18 protein-coding genes are annotated in these 15,142 nt (G+C 41.6%); 16 read left to right on the forward strand and 2 right to left on the reverse strand.

The annotated features are described in order from the left end of the window. The first annotated feature begins 295 nt into the window (after positions 1-295). The 10 genes from FR7_RS02450 (at position 296) to FR7_RS02495 (ending at position 7,830) form a co-directional block, all read left to right on the forward strand. Positions 296-1,540: an ATP-binding protein gene (locus FR7_RS02450; protein WP_007951866.1), complete on the forward strand. Its 1,245-nt coding sequence runs from the start codon at positions 296-298 to the stop codon at positions 1,538-1,540. A gap of 353 nt (positions 1,541-1,893) precedes the next feature. Further along, positions 1,894-2,466 (forward strand): YSC84-related protein, encoded by a 573-nt coding sequence (locus FR7_RS02455; protein WP_007951868.1) that lies wholly within the window; start codon positions 1,894-1,896, stop codon positions 2,464-2,466. A gap of 31 nt (positions 2,467-2,497) precedes the next feature. Beyond that, positions 2,498-2,791, forward strand: coding sequence for a YtxH domain-containing protein (locus FR7_RS02460; RefSeq protein ID WP_007951870.1), 294 nt, complete (start codon positions 2,498-2,500; stop codon positions 2,789-2,791). 100 nt (positions 2,792-2,891) lie between these two features. Further along, positions 2,892-3,800 carry a hypothetical protein gene (locus FR7_RS02465; protein ID WP_007951871.1) on the forward strand — a complete coding sequence of 303 codons (909 nt, stop codon included), beginning with the start codon at positions 2,892-2,894 and terminating at the stop codon, positions 3,798-3,800. A gap of 61 nt (positions 3,801-3,861) precedes the next feature. Further along, complete coding sequence (locus FR7_RS02470) at positions 3,862-4,149, forward strand: sll1863 family stress response protein (RefSeq protein WP_007951873.1); 288 nt, start codon at positions 3,862-3,864, stop codon at positions 4,147-4,149. Positions 4,150-4,201: 52 nt separating this feature from the next. Then, positions 4,202-4,666, forward strand: coding sequence for a hypothetical protein (locus FR7_RS02475; protein WP_007951876.1), 465 nt, complete (start codon positions 4,202-4,204; stop codon positions 4,664-4,666). Between the two features lie 48 nt (positions 4,667-4,714). Continuing rightward, the gene (locus FR7_RS02480) at positions 4,715-4,945 is read left to right on the forward strand and encodes a GlsB/YeaQ/YmgE family stress response membrane protein (protein ID WP_007951878.1); all 231 of its coding nucleotides are present in this window, start codon (positions 4,715-4,717) and stop codon (positions 4,943-4,945) included. Positions 4,946-5,121: 176 nt separating this feature from the next. After that, the gene (locus FR7_RS02485) at positions 5,122-6,276 is read left to right on the forward strand and encodes an ABC transporter ATP-binding protein (protein WP_007951880.1); all 1,155 of its coding nucleotides are present in this window, start codon (positions 5,122-5,124) and stop codon (positions 6,274-6,276) included. Beyond that, positions 6,273-6,902: an ABC transporter permease gene (locus tag FR7_RS02490; protein ID WP_007951882.1), complete on the forward strand. Its 630-nt coding sequence runs from the start codon at positions 6,273-6,275 to the stop codon at positions 6,900-6,902. Before FR7_RS02485 ends, FR7_RS02490 begins: the two co-directional genes overlap by 4 nt. Positions 6,903-6,933: 31 nt before the next feature. Beyond that, positions 6,934-7,830, forward strand: coding sequence for a glycine betaine ABC transporter substrate-binding protein (locus FR7_RS02495; protein ID WP_007951884.1), 897 nt, complete (start codon positions 6,934-6,936; stop codon positions 7,828-7,830). Positions 7,831-8,068: 238 nt separating this feature from the next. On the opposite strand, the gene FR7_RS02500 is transcribed toward FR7_RS02495, so the two are convergent. Next, positions 8,069-8,653, reverse strand: coding sequence for a cyclase family protein (locus FR7_RS02500; protein ID WP_007951890.1), 585 nt, complete (start codon positions 8,651-8,653; stop codon positions 8,069-8,071). A gap of 124 nt (positions 8,654-8,777) precedes the next feature. Here FR7_RS02500 and FR7_RS02505 point away from each other — a divergent pair, with 124 nt between their 5' ends. Together FR7_RS02505 and FR7_RS02510 are read left to right on the forward strand one after the other, a co-directional pair. Beyond that, positions 8,778-9,254, forward strand: coding sequence for a MarR family winged helix-turn-helix transcriptional regulator (locus FR7_RS02505; protein ID WP_007951892.1), 477 nt, complete (start codon positions 8,778-8,780; stop codon positions 9,252-9,254). Between the two features lie 248 nt (positions 9,255-9,502). Next, positions 9,503-9,994: a hypothetical protein gene (locus FR7_RS02510; protein ID WP_007951893.1), complete on the forward strand. Its 492-nt coding sequence runs from the start codon at positions 9,503-9,505 to the stop codon at positions 9,992-9,994. Positions 9,995-10,197: 203 nt separating this feature from the next. Here FR7_RS02510 and FR7_RS02515 read toward each other — a convergent pair whose 3' ends face one another. Next, a complete protein-coding gene (locus FR7_RS02515; RefSeq protein ID WP_007951895.1) occupies positions 10,198-11,013 on the reverse strand; it encodes a nitroreductase family protein in 816 nt (271 codons plus the stop codon). A gap of 281 nt (positions 11,014-11,294) precedes the next feature. On the opposite strand from FR7_RS02515, the gene FR7_RS02520 reads away from it, so the two are divergent. The 4 genes from FR7_RS02520 (at position 11,295) to FR7_RS02535 (ending at position 15,130) form a co-directional block, all read left to right on the forward strand. Next, positions 11,295-12,182, forward strand: coding sequence for a LysR family transcriptional regulator (locus FR7_RS02520; RefSeq protein WP_007951896.1), 888 nt, complete (start codon positions 11,295-11,297; stop codon positions 12,180-12,182). A gap of 247 nt (positions 12,183-12,429) precedes the next feature. Beyond that, positions 12,430-13,173, forward strand: coding sequence for a 5-oxoprolinase subunit PxpB (gene pxpB, locus FR7_RS02525; RefSeq protein WP_064448901.1), 744 nt, complete (start codon positions 12,430-12,432; stop codon positions 13,171-13,173). A 15-nt stretch (positions 13,174-13,188) separates the two neighbouring features. Then, positions 13,189-14,109 carry a 5-oxoprolinase subunit C family protein gene (locus FR7_RS02530; protein WP_237769485.1) on the forward strand — a complete coding sequence of 307 codons (921 nt, stop codon included), beginning with the start codon at positions 13,189-13,191 and terminating at the stop codon, positions 14,107-14,109. 256 nt (positions 14,110-14,365) lie between these two features. Then, complete coding sequence (locus FR7_RS02535; RefSeq protein ID WP_007951903.1) at positions 14,366-15,130, forward strand: LamB/YcsF family protein; 765 nt, start codon at positions 14,366-14,368, stop codon at positions 15,128-15,130. Positions 15,131-15,142: the final 12 nt, after the last annotated feature.

The raw sequence follows: 15,142 nt of genomic DNA on the forward strand, positions 1-15,142 counted from the left end.
CGAAGGCCGCGAAGTTGTAAACTTCGTATCTCGCGGTTTGATTTTTTTTTTAGGGAGATGCGTTAGCGGTTTTTATCCAGCCAGAAAAGTATATTATTTAGTGGGACATGTAGGAGAAGATTAAAAAGATGTCGAATGTATATATATGTAATTTTTTTGAAGTGAATTGTAAGGGAAAGCGATAGTCTGGGATCTGCAGCTTTTTTGTTGATAACCAGATTTTCTGGAGACCGACAGCTCATGCAACCAAGTAGCTAATGATACTCTAAAATGTTGGAAATGAGGCGGTTCATAGATGGATAAACAAAGAGAAAACCTAACTGCTGCAGATAAAAAATCAGAAGAAATCATAGAAGACAAGAGGGTTGTGCAAATTGCTGATCCTTCTAAAAATAGTGTTGCTGGCAAAGATACAGAGTTAGCTGCCAGTCAGGTCGGATACCAAGATCTGTTTGATAACATGCCCAATGGGTGTGTATACTACAAGGTACTACTTGACGAGGCAGAAGACCCTGTTGATCTCGTATATATAAAAGTGAATTCTGCCTATGGAAGAAATATAGGCCGTTCCCTTAGTGAACTGATTGGCAAACGAGTGACAGCGGTTTTTCAAGAGTTGACTGGAGAAGGCTTTCCATGTATGGCGGCATATCTGAATGTGGCCTTGTTCGGGGAGCCAGTGAACTTTACGCAATATTTTGATCAGCAAGACAAGTGGTATTCCATTTCTGCGTACAGTCCTCAGCCTGGTTATGTTGTTGAAATATCGGAAGATATTACTGAGCAAAAAAAGGCAGAAGGTGAAAGACGTGAAAGAGAAAAGCAAGTGGCGTTAATCGAAAGAGTAGCTTCCTTGGGTGCCCTGGCTGCAGGAGTGGCCCACGAGATTAATCAACCGCTGCAAGCCTTGAAAATTATGGCAGATAGTATGATTTATTGGTATGATAAGGGGAAAGAAACGAGTATAGAAAAGGTGATTGAGAGCTGCCGGAAGATTTCGGTACAGGCTGGCTATATAACTTGTATTGTTGAATGGATGCAGGATTCGGTAAATAAGGCTTGGTCTGACGCACCAGAAGAAGTAGATGTAAAGAAAATGATTCAGCGGGTATTAATTCTGGTTCAAGAAAGATTAAGAGCCCACGGCATTCAATTGCGTGAAAACAGTTGCGACAACTCCCTTATGGTATGGGGTGACAGCAGACGTTTAGAAGAAATCGTAATCATTATTTTGGTGAATGCAATAGACTCCTTTGTTTGCGTTGATCAAGGCGCAAGGGAGATTCGTATTACTACCTCGTGTGTAGAAGATCGCGCTGTAATAGAGATTAGCAACAATGGACCTGCTATTCCTGATGACATCATAGGGAAAATATTTGAGCCCTTTTTCTCCTCTTCAAAGTCTGGTACGAAACTAGGCATGGGACTTGCCATTGTAAAGTCTGTTGTTAATGCTCATAACGGTACAATTCAAGTCTTTAGTTCTAACCAGCAAGTGACATTTCGCATTGAGTTTCCGCTATATCGGCAATCGGTATAGCAGTCAGGATATAGAATTTTAAAATCACACCAAAGATAACCTGTGAGGGAGTCTTTGGTGTGATTTTTTCTGCTTAAATGAACCGTTACGTACAATGTTGTACGTTTTTGTTGAACGAATCGGTTCAATGCTTGTTTGATGATCAAGGGCCCAATGTGAATATATACCAGTTATAGGAGTGGCATGGTTATTGCATAGTTAATAAGTAGTAAAAGCTTTGGGGGAGTTATCCGATGGAAGAAAACATTGGATGAATGGTGAAAGGCCTTATAGCTGCAAGAAAAAAATAACCTTAAGTACTATATTCCGCCGGATCGATGATGCGATTTAGGCAATATAAAGGAGATTATATTATGCGTATGAAGACATTTATGAAAACCTTCACCATATTGACGGTGTTGATGGCAATGACGGTCGCCGTGGTGAGCGCGGCGACCGTTGAAGAGAAGCGTCAGAAAATCCGGGATGTAACCAATGAAACCTTAGGCGAGGTTTATAGTGCTCAACCGAAGGCGAGAGACGCTGTTGCAAACGCAGCAGGATATGCTGCCTTCACTATCACCGACGCTAAAGTAGTATTTTTAGGCGGCGGGGGCGGTAAGGGCATGGCAGTCAATAACAGCACAGGGCAAGAGATTTTCATGGGAGCAGACGATGTGCAGGTTGGTTTTGGGCTGGGAGTAAAAAAATATGATGTACTTTTTGTCTTTAAGACTGAAAAGGCTCTCATGGATTTTACCAATAACGGCTGGGATATGGGCGGGCAGGCTACTGTTGCTGCGACAGACGGTGTAGGCGGGGATTCATTAGAAGGCGCTGTTTCTGTGGCTCCTGATACTTGGATGTATCAATTGACCGACAAGGGGCTCGAAGCAAGTATTACAGTCAGAGGAATCCACTATTTCCAGGTTAAGGAATTAAATTAAACGTACATACAAAAATATTGGAGGTAGAGATATGTCGATTATGAATCTAATTGAAAAAGGAAAGAAATCTTTCAATAAGAGGCAGGAAAGAAGAACAGTAAAAGATACAGGGATTGGAGCTGCCATCGGGTTGGCAGTTGGGGCAGTTGCCGGCGTACTTTTGTCACCTAAGTCTGGACAGGAAACGCGGGAGAACATTGCCGCCTCTGCCAAGGAACTTTCTGGGAAAGCTAAGGATGTCTTAGAAAGGGCTAAAGAAAAGGTGGAAGAAGCCAAAGAAGAACTAAAAGAAATTAAGGACAATCCTTTGAAGATTCAACAGTAGGACGATAGATATTACTTTGATAGAAGAATGATCAGCTAGTAGATAAATGCAAATTTCTATAGGTGTCATAGTAGAAACTAAAATGTAGGAGGAAATAAAAATGAAAAAAATGATTTTACGCTTATTATTAACAGTAAGTCTGATCCTGGTGGGGGCCACTAGTTCCGTCTGGACGGCGAGTGCTGCCGAACCATCCGTCAATTTAACAACTCCCCAATGGACAGGAAATGGCTTCACTTTTCTTGCTTTGCCAGCTGATAAGCAAGCTGCTGGCTACGAAATCTTTGGAGTCGAGCAGGCAGAGCAGGGATTTCAAGGGGATCGTTCCCTTCGCCTTCCCTATGCTAGTCATGTCGGCAAAGAAGTTACCGTTACTGATATCGTATCCTTTCCGGCTGGTAATAGCCAGAATGAATATATGGCTTACATGACGGTAAATGACACTGGGGAAAAATTGGTTGGACGCACCATGCGTGGACAATTAGAAGGCTTAGTACTAACAGCCGATCTTGTGAATGCCAGACAACAGTTCTTGGGTAAAACCATTTATCCTAAGTTTAGAGAGCTGACAGGCGTATATGATCCAGGTTCGTATGCAATACCAACGAGCATCTCTACTCCTATTGGCGGTCCTGCTACAGTCGTGGATGTTTATGCTGGTAATCAATCCCAAGAACCCATCTGGTTAATTGTCACTGTAAATGGGGAAAAGGCAATTTTGCCAATTGCTTATAGCTATACCAATGTATCGGTAAGTACTTTGACACAAAGCCCTCCTTGGCAAGATGCCTTATTTATGGAAGATCCGCGGTTAGCTTTCGGCTGGTCTCAAGAGGTATGGAATGCAATTGAAAGCTCCATTGTAGAGGAAGGTATGACAAAAGAACAGATCCGTCTTAGTTGGGGTAAGCCTAACAGCATAGATGGAAATGGCACAGCTTGGATTTATGGAACCAAAAAACTTAACTTTTCTGGCGATGTATTGCAATCCCTTGAAACCATTGAATAAGTTTTCCTAGTTGTTAGTTACTGTTCAATAGGTGATAAGCACACAATAGGGAGAGCAAGAAATGAAAGAACGTAATATATACATGGATAATATGAGTGCAAATTTAGTGCAATATGATGCTAAATTGATTGCAATGAAATCTAGAATTGCTGAAGTTCAGTCAGATATGAAGATAGAGTATCTTTCTCATGTAGACCATCTTGGGGACAAAAGAGATGGTCTCATGGCAAAATACAGACAGCTTCAAGAAACCAGAGGACGCAGGTGGTATGATATCAAAATAGGAACGGAAATCCTATGGGATGATTTAGATGAGTCAATTGCAAAGACGGCATTTCGATTTCGGTAAGCCTCATCTTTAAATGCCAGTTTAACAAAAATAATTTAAGGAGTTTTTACATATGAAAAAAATTATACTTACTGCTGCCGCTTTTTTCGCTTTCGGCATCGGCACAGGTTTTGCCGCTCCAATGAACAATCTGGCAAATGGTCAAACTGCTGTCGGTTACTTACATGATTCGTTCTATATAGAACATAAATTAACGAATAATCTGACCTTAGGTCTCCAAGAACACGATATCTATGGACAGTACGCTATCACCAATACTATTAGAGCCATCATTGGCAGCCGGGATTACCATTCTGACTCGAGTATTTATTTAGGTGCTGCGTACAGTACTTCCTTGGCTCCTAACGTTAATGGCTATGCATCTCTGGTTGGCAGCAGTGACTTTGCAGAAGCTCAAGTCGGTGCCAATGTGAACGTAGCTCCAAATGTGGATATCAATGTTGATTATACTGCCTTTATGCCCGACCATGGCAGCGATCGAAACCGCTTTGGTTTGGGAGCAACTTTTAAATTCTAAGAATAAAGGGATCGATTTTTTCACTCAGCAAAAAAAGGAGGGGCAAGTATGCTTTGGTTTTTAATCATTGGAATGATTGCTGGATGGCTAGCCGGAAATATTACAAAAGGCAGTGGATTTGGTCTTATCGGCGATCTAGTCGTAGGTATAATTGGATCATTTATCGGTGGCTTCTTGTTCAGCCTCATGGGTTTAAGTGCCTATGGAACAATCGGTGAAATCACTATGGCAACGATCGGGGCAATTGTTTTACTGTGGATTGTACGATTGATCAAATAGATACAATTACTTATGAGCTATTCCTAGCAACAGCCCTGCCTTGGAAATACTAAAAAAATACTCTAAAAAAAAACCTAACTAAAGTATAAAGGGGTAGTATTAACTGCCTCTTTATACTGTTTTATGGGAAATTCGTTGGAATGAAGTGTGCGGGTGGCAAGAAAGAGGAGAATACTATGATAATTTTTAAAAATGTCAGTAAGATATATAACGATGATTTTCACGCTGTGGATACGATTGACCTTCACATTAAAGAAGGTGAGTTTATTGCCCTGATTGGTCCAAGTGGTTCAGGAAAATCCACTACAATGAAAATGATCAATCGGTTGATTGAGGCGACATCAGGCACTATTTTGATTCATGGTCAAGACATAGGCGACCAAGATCCTGTGCTACTGCGACGAAATATTGGATATGTGATACAGCATATCGGTTTGTTGCCCCATATGACAATCGGGAAAAATATTGCACTTGTACCTAAACTGAAAAAATGGGATAAGGCAAGGTGCGACAAACGGGTAGATGAGTTGTTAGAAATGGTTGGACTTCCTGCCAAAGAGTACAAGAACCGCTTTCCCGCTGAACTAAGTGGTGGTCAGCAGCAGCGCGTAGGTGTAATTAGAGCCCTAGCAGGCGATCCGCCCATTGTACTCATGGATGAGCCCTTTAGTGCACTTGACCCCATTAGTAGGGAGCAATTACAAGATGAGTTATTAAACTTGCAAACTAAAATCCGCAAAACCATTGTATTTGTTACCCATGACATTGATGAAGCCATTAAACTTGCAGATCGCATTGGTATCATGCAGGATGGAAAATTAATTCAATTTGATACGCCAGAGCAGATTTTACGCCATCCTGTTAATGAGTTTGTTAGAACCTTTTTTGGTGCTGAGCGTATGAATCCAGTAGAATCTTTGCCCACGATTGAGGAAGTTATGATTCCACCGATTAGTTCATTCCCTAAACGTGGCCTGGCAGAAAGCCTTACGAAGATGAGAAAATATAAAATTGATTCATTGCTCGTCATTGATAGAAATAAAACATTTTTGGGAGTTGCTGGAGTGGGAGAAATTCAAAAGAACTTTTCCAATGAGAATATGGTATTGGAAGACGTAATGAACAAAGAGGTGCCGACGGTAAGAATTTCCCAGCAGCTAGATGATGCGATCAATTTAATTAGCGACAACCATATAGCATTTCTTCCGGTGCTTGATGAAAGTCATAAACTAAAAGGACTTATTACCAGAGCTTCCTTAGTCGATGTAATGGCAAATCAATTGCGCAGCAACAATAATGAAGTCGCTCCAGTCGGAGGTGAGGGATTATGATGTTCAATAATTTTTTAGTCATGCTGCAAAATCGCTGGCCCGAGATCATGATAGGAACCTGGGAACATATCCAGCTTACTTTGGTGGCCTTATTTATAGGAAACCTGATTGCACTACCCCTTGGTATTCTACTTACGCGAAAACGGAAATTAGCCGAAGCCGTTATCGGCATAACCTCGGTGTTTCAAACCATTCCCAGTTTAGCCTTGTTAGGCTTTATGATACCTTTTTTCGGTATTGGCTTTGGCCCGGCCATCGTGGCCTTGTCAATTTATGCTCTTCTGCCGATTTTACGTAATACCTATACTGGAATACTGGGTGTTAACCAAGCCGTTGTTGATGCCGGTACTGGTATGGGAATGACTTCTCGCCAAGTCTTATTTACGATCGAGATTCCCTTAGCTCTGCCTATCATCATGGCTGGTATTCGTACTGCCACCGTTATGGTAATCGGTGTTGCCACCTTGGCAGCCTTGGTTGGGGCGGGAGGACTGGGAGATATTATTTTTAGGGGCATAGCTATGGCAAGGCAGGATCTTATTTTGGCTGGCGCCATACCAGCTGCCTTACTATCCATGATATTTGATTATATTTTGAAGAGAATCGAAATTGCAGTACAACCCTAATCCGAATCATACAATACGAAAGGAAGGTTCTATGAAGAAAATCACTTTACTCCTGCTTTCCATCCTGCTTTCCATGAGTATAACAGGCTGCTCTTCCTTTTGGGAGAAAGATAATAATACTGTCGTAATCGGTGGAAAAAATTTCACTGAACAAGATATTCTGGTGTATATGATGAAAGGGATCATTGAAGAAAAAACAGGCATAAAGGTAAAAGCAAAAGCGTACTTGGGAGGAACGAATGTAGTATCCCAAGCCATTGACCGGGGCGATCTAGATATTTACGCTGAATATACCGGGACGGCTCTCGTGAGTGTTCTTGGTGAAGAATATTCTCCTAGTGATCCAGAGGTAGTCTATGAAAAAGTCAAGACGATCTATGATGCAAAGAAACAGATTGTATGGCTGAAACCATTCGGTTTTAATAATACCTATACGTTATCCATGAGGACGGAGCAGGCAAATGCACTTGGTATTGAAACCTTCAGTGATTTAGCCAAGCAGTCTGCTGCTCTAAGATTGGGTGCTACTCATGAATTCTTGGAACGAATTGATGGATACCAAAATGTTAAAGCGGTTTATAACATGCAATTCTCTTCCCCTGCTGGTATGGACCCAGGTTTAACCTATACTGCCTGCCGTGACAGCAATGTGGACGTAATTGACGCCTTCTCCACAGATGGTCGGATTTTAGCATTCAATTTAAAAGTATTAGCAGATGATAAGAAGGTGTTTCCTCCTTTTTATGCTGCTCCTATTATTCGGGCCGATACCTTAAAAAAACATCCCGAAATTGGTGAAGCCTTGAACTTGTTAGCAGGTAAACTAACCAATGAGGAGATGATGGCTCTTAATGCTAAAGTGGATTTAGAGGGAAAGAGCCCCCAAGTTGTAGCCAATGAATGGCTGAAAGCAAAGGGACTCATTTAAGGCATCTCCCATCTCAAAAGGGCTGACGCACTATTTTTGGTGCGACAGCCCCTTCTTTCTCATGGTATGGAAGTATACGTTTTGTAAGTGAAAAAATATAAAATATTATGAACCACAAAGGCGCAATGCCGCTGATGCGGCACACAAAGGAATAGACAAAATAAGTTATTCATATAACCCTTTGTGTACTTTGCGCCTTTGTGGTTCGATTGTTTGGAAGTATTTTCCTGAATTCGATTTACTGTATTTCTGCGATTAGGCGAACGGGCAAGCCGCTGGAATTCTTTAAGGGAAGGGGGAAGCAATAGAACTTGAAGGTATCTTGCTTTAATTGATTGAGGTTGATGATATTCTCAATGACGAAAACATCGTGGTCTGCGCAGTACATATCTGCTTTTAGGTGGCCTTCTTTTCTCTTTACTCCTGCAGCATCAATGCCAATAAAATTAACTTCTTTTTGGATTAAATATTCCAGGGTTTTATCAGACAGCTCAGGATGACCTGCCTCAGGATGCCCTGTGACATAAAAATCTGTTTCATAATATGTTGGCAGCCAGTCGGTTTTAAAGATAATAAAATCACCTTTTTGAATATCCACCTTATTTTCAAAGTCGGCAGGTTCAATTTCACGACTGAAGATATTTTCGACATGGACTACTTTAGCTGGCCCAATAAATCTGTTTATATCTAGATTCGGTACGTTCATAATATCGAGATGGGTGCCTAAATGTCCTAAACGGGCTACGTTGATTCCATCTTTCTGGTTAAAAAACGGATTGTTCTTGTCTTGTTCATCAATGGGAAGAGTTAAATCGATTAACATAGCGTTCACTCCTTGTTTGGATTTTATTTTTGTTTCACAAGTAAACTATAATACGAGGAAACAATAAAGTCAAGAGTTTATATAATATCTTGATTTTATCTGAAATTTGGTGAATAATAAGATTATGAAAAAAGATGATATGAAAGAATTCTTGAATACGTTAAAACGCCTTACGATTAAAATGGGAGAACTGAGCAGACACGCCAGCGATATTGCACCAGTGGGCAAGCTGAGCTTTTCTGAACTGGGTCTTATGACGTTAATTGGAGATTTTAATAATATTAGAGTCACCGAATTAGCATTAAAATATGGCGCTACCAAAGGTGCTATTTCAAAGATGGTTAAGAAATTAGTTCAGAAAGAGTTGGTAACCAAGTCCAGAACCCGGGAAAATGAGAAGGAAGTACTCTTATCATTAACAGCTATGGGGATGACAATTTATAATGAAAAGGAAGCACATTTTGAAAAATTGTCTGCCGACGTTTCGAAAGAACTTGAAAGCCTGACGAAGGAGCAGCGAATATCTTTGTTCAATATCCTGGATCTTGTGGAAGCTCACATTGATGAGCATCTCCATGAGCCCAATTCGGAGCAGGATTAGCAAGCCCGTAGTATTTTGGCATGCTTGAATCGAAAAATTTATCAAGATTGTATAATAAATCATTCATTTTAAGATCTATATTTATTAATAAATATAGAAAAAAGAAATGGCATTGACAAACAATAGGGATCATACTATAATTCAATTAATAACAATTATTACCAAGTAATAATAGAGAGTATAATTTGACAAACTATAATTAAAAAGTATAAAATTAAAAAGAGTAGAGGATGAAGGAGGTTGTAATCATGAAAAAAGTATTATTGGGCGTAGGTTTACTTCTATCAGTAAGTGTAGGAACGGGCGTTGCTGCTCCTATTAACGATTTGGATAGAGGGCAGACTGCAGTTGGCGTGCTGACTGACACAATTTACTTAGAGCACAAAATTGGCGATAATCTTACAGTTGGATATCAAAATGTAGATCGAAAACATGGTAGTGATATGGATGATTTTTATGCGCAGTATAAATTACCTTTTAGCAGTGTTCGAGCCATTCTTGGTCATCGGGATCTTGGTTCTGGTTCAACCTACATAGGTTTATCCGTAAGTGAGGGACTGGCTCCTAGAGTCGATGGCTATGCTTCTGTGATTGGCAGCGACGATTTCGTTGAATATCAAGTTGGGGCAACTATGGAATTAACGAGAGCAGTTGACTTGAATCTTAACTATCGCAACTTCAGACCTGATCATTATCGCAATGAAAGTCGTCTTGAAGTCGGTGCGAGCTACAAATTCTAAGACTGTTGTTTAAAGAAGATGTATGTCACATCTTTTGGAATATCGTCAAAGTAAAATCCTCCTATTGCCATAGCAATAGGAGGATTTTATATAAGAATCGTCAGATTATGGAGATTATTTCCTGGAAATATCAAAAAAATTATAATTTTGTCGCTAATCGTTTTTTTGTATCAATAACAGGGCTGCTGCAATTTCAATGCTGATTACTCCCAGACTACCTGCAGTGGTTTGCGATCGACGAGGCGCTTGTATGTATACTTGGGGTAGCCTACCATGATTCCCCCGGTTACCGTCATGTCTTCCGGCAGTTTTAGAAGGTCGAGAAGGGGTTGATAGCCGGATAAAGCACAGGCTTCAAAAAATCCTGCCCAGCAGGTTCCCAGTTCAATTGCTGGTGCATATAATTCCGCGTAGGCCAGAGAGAAATGTGTATTATCCCGTGCCCGAGGCATAACATTTTTGGGTGCGATGGCTGCGATTAGACAGGGAGCTCCCCGCAGAATGCCATCATGACCCGTTTTACGATATTTGTTTACAATTCCCTTGAAGTAGGGTGCCATGGGAGACGCAGTCTTAATGGCTTCTTCCATCCAATCGATGGTAGTGGCGGTAATGCCCTTTAGTGTCTCCGGATTGTTAATCACATAATAGGTAATTCCCTGGGTATTTCCGCCAGTCGGTGCCATTCTGGCTACGTTAAGAAGCTGCAGCAGCTTTTCTTTGGGGACGGTTGATGGCTTATAACAGCGGACAGATCGTCTGGAGCGCAGAAACGTAGCGGCGGTTTTGGCATCGAATACGGTAGTGTTTTCCAAGGCAACTTGATTGGAGAGAGGTGCTTTTACATTATTCAAGGCCTCTCGCGGACAGACGGCCACGCAATGACCACAGGCGATACAGGGATTTCCTGTATCTTCAGGGCCATGTTTTCCCATTTTGATTACATCTGTGGGACAGACGCTGGCACAGATGCTGCAGCGGATACATTTTTCCTGGTCGACTTGAATGATGGAGTCCATATTCATGATTCCTTCTTTCTATCGTTTTTTTACTAAATTTCAGCCTCTTGCTGTTGCAGGCACAATTAGCTTGTTTCCCTGCTGATGGAACTATACATCTGATATCCATTGACCAAAATTTAGCTTATGATTACTATAACATATAATGGAAAACAAGAATATGCGGATTTCATACTGGGTAGACTTTATTTGTATTTTACGGTACTATTAAACTTAATTTTGATCCTATTTAAATTTGGTATATTGCATATCGGTTAGTTTGTGAGAGGAAGTGATGTGTTTTGGAATTTCGGCAGCTAAAGACTTTTATGAGCATAGTGAAATTAGGGAACTTCTCACAAGCAGCTCAGTACTTAGGGTATACGCAATCGAGTGTAACGACTCATATTCAGCTGTTGGAAAAAGAATTAAATACGATTCTTTTTGAACGATTTGGACACCAGCTGATGCTTACAACGGATGGGGAAAGACTTTATGATTATGCAGAAAAGATTACTAAATTAGCTGAGGATGCTAAAAATGAGTTTGACCATTTCGAAATACCCAAGGGACCGATCATGATTGGTATGCCAGAGTCATTATGTGTATATTATTTAACGGATTTGCTGCAGGAATATACATTGTTATATCCAGATGTGCAGTTAAAAGTGAATTTCGGCATAGGCAGTGACTTTCGAAATCTGCTGCGGAAAAATATGATGGATCTTGCTTTTTTTCATGAGAAACATTCATCCGATGCGGATTTGATCAGTACGTTTTTATGGGACGAGCCAATGGGGATGTTAGCGTCCCCGGATCATGCTCTTGCGGCTTATCAGGAAGTGAAAATTAAAGATCTGGAGGATCAGCGGCTGATCTTCATGGAGTCGGGAACCGCTTATCAAACGGCTTTGGAAGAAGGTTTGGCAAAGGCTGAAATTGCACCTAAAACCATTTTGGAAATCTGTCATATTCAGACCATCAAACAGATGGTAATCAATAATTTAGGAATCACGATATTGCCTTTAGCTGCTGTAGCCCAAGAGATAAAAACAGGTTTGTTGGTCAAACTGCCGTGGCAGGGAGTCGAGCTTGAGACCAATGCGTATTTGGCCTATCATAAGGATAAGTGGCTGTCTCATGGTATACGGGCTTTTATCCGGCTGGTTGAAGAACGATTGTTAAAATAGTGCACAGGTATTGTGTTTCCAATGATCCTATGGTAAAGTATTTAATAATTTAGTGAACGAATAGCGATGGAGCTATAAATGCATGCATTTATGGCTCTCTTTCTTATAAGTAAAGAAAGCTTTGTATGTGAGAAAATATAAATAAACCCCTTTGTGTATTTTGTGTCTTTGCGGTTCGATTCGTTTTATTTCTTTTAAAGGACAAATAGTAAGAATAAAATTTTCATGAAATGGAGTTGAGCTGAGAATGACTGAAAACATTCATTCGATTCGGATTCTGGTTGCTGGTGAACATGGGCTGGTAATTGAATTTGGGAGCGTTATTGCACCTGAAATCAATCTGCGGGTTCAGCAATTGGCGAGATTGCTCCATTTCGAGCCTATTCATGGAATCATGGAGGTAATTCCTACCTATCGATCTGTAAGTATTTATTTTGATCCGTTAGTGATTACCCGCCAGGAACTGTCCAGACAGGTAATTCATATGCTAGGAAGGATTGAGCATCAGGATGTAGAGGACTTGCTGTCATCTAGAGTCGTACATGTCCCTGTTTGTTATGGGGGCGTGTTAGGACCTGATTTGGAATATGTATCACGATATACTGGTTTTTCGCCTCAGGAAGTGATTGGGATTCACACTTCCAAGCCCTATATGATCTATATGTTAGGCTTTATTCCTGGTTTTCCTTATCTGGGGGGGATGTCCAGCGAGATTGCAGTACCTCGTCAGGAAAGGTCCCGGGAGCGAATTCCAGGAGGATCTGTGGGGATTGGCGGCAATCAAACAGGCTTTTATCCGATTGAGAGTGCAGGGGAGTGGTGGCTGATTGGACGTACTCCCATAAAAGCTTTTGATTTTACCAGTGACAACCCCTTTTTATTCTCAGTGGGAGATTATCTGCATTTCGAAGAGATTTCCACAGCTGAGTATTTTGCAATTCGCAGATCCGTAGAAAAAGGGACATATATACCAGAGGTTTCTTATCTGTAATGGGAGGTGAAGATTGTGATCACAACGATAGAGCCGGGTTTATTCACTACGATTCAGGATCAGGGGCGCTGGGGATTTCAGGCCTATGGTATGCCCATTTCCGGAGCAATGGACCGATATGCCAGTCAAGTGGCTAATCTGTTGGTGGGCAATCGTCCCGATGCGGCTGTGCTGGAAATGACGGGCGCAGGTGGAACGTTTAAGTTTGATGAAAAGCAGATGGTGGCAGTTTGCGGCGGGGATATGCAGGGGCTCTTAAATCACATGCCTATTTCCAATTGGTCGGCTTTTATCGTTCCCAGAAGAGGTATACTTCGCTTTGATACTGCAGTCAGCGGTTATCGAACGTATGTGGCTGTTCGTGGAGGTTTTGAGGTTCCTGTTGTTTTAGGCAGCCGTTCAACGTGTACTCCAGTAAAGATTGGGGGACATGAAGGACGAGTGCTGCGGCAGGGGGATGTTCTGCATGTGGGGCGGGATATGGAGTGTAAAACACAGCTTGGGAGTCTGGCAGAGGGATATATTCCTCAGTATGTCAGCCAAGTGCAGCTGCGAGTCATTCTGGGGCCTCAGGATACGATGTTTGGATCAGCAGCACTGGATGCTTTTTTTTGCAGTTCCTACAAGGTGACAAAGCAATCGGATCGGACGGGGTATCGGCTGAAAGGTCCCAAGATCAAACATCTTGGCAGCGCTGATATTATATCTGAGGCTGTGTGGCTGGGAGCGATTCAGGTACCGGTTCATGGCATGCCTTTTATTATGACGGCAGATCATCAAACGACCCGGGGATATGCCAAGTTAGGATCAGTGATTCGGGGGATTTGTCCAAGCTGGTCCAGGCCAAGCCGGGTGACTGCATTCGTTTTCTGCGCAGTACAGAAGAAGAGGCAATTGAAGTCTTGCAAAAAGAGCAGGAAAGTTATAGAAATATAAAACGGGAATGGGAAATGAAGTGAGTATGACTTGCCATTTCCTTAGGATAGATCGGGGCTGAGGGCACTTTCGATAAAATTGAAGTGCCCTATTGTTTTTTTCAATTTTACAAAAGAAGTTATAGAATGGTATGATAAATCACAAGTTATAGGTGGGTTCACAAAAGCCCATTGAACCAAGAAGCAAAGGCGCTTCAGACAAAGATTACTCTTTGTTTGAGGCGTCTTCTTGTCATTGTGGTGAAGGAGGGACTGCTATGTATCGAGTGGATTTGAATTGTGATTTAGGAGAAAGTTTTGGTGCGTATACCATGGGAACGGATGAGTTGATTTTGCCCTTTCTTACATCGGCTAATATTGCCTGTGGCTTTCATGCAGGTGATCCTCATGTGATGTTTAGTACAGTGAAGCTTGCAATACAGAATGATGTGGCGATTGGTGCCCATCCAGGGCTGCCGGATCTCATCGGCTTTGGCAGGCGGAACATGGATATATCTGCCCAGGAAGCCTATGAGATGGTTGTCTATCAAATCGGAGCACTTTATGGATTTGTGAAAGCGGCTGGAGGAAACATGCGGCACGTAAAGCCCCATGGTGCTCTTTATAATATGGCAGCAAAGCGGTCGGATCTTGCCGAAGCGATTGCAGAAGCTGTGTATAAGGTCAATCCGGATCTTATTTTATTTGGCCTGTCTGGCAGTGAGCTGGTTACTGCAGGGGAGAAAATTGGTCTTAAGACAGCTCATGAAGTATTCGCCGATCGTACCTATCAATTGGATGGAACATTGACGCCGCGAAATCAGCCGGGAGCCTTGATTACTGACCAAGAACAAGCTGTTTCTCAAGTTATTCGTATGGTCAAAGAAGGAAAAGTGCTGTCGCTGCAAGGAAGGGATATTCCCATCAAAGCAGATACGGTCTGCATTCATGGTGATGGTTCTCATGCATTAGCATTTGCTCGTCTGATTCGAGAAATTCTTGGAAAATCTCAAATTGACCTTCAGGCAGTCGGTTTTAAATAAAGGGAAAATTAG

The organism is Pelosinus fermentans DSM 17108 (genome assembly GCF_000271485.2).
Lineage (GTDB): Bacteria > Bacillota > Negativicutes > DSM-13327 > DSM-13327 > Pelosinus > Pelosinus fermentans.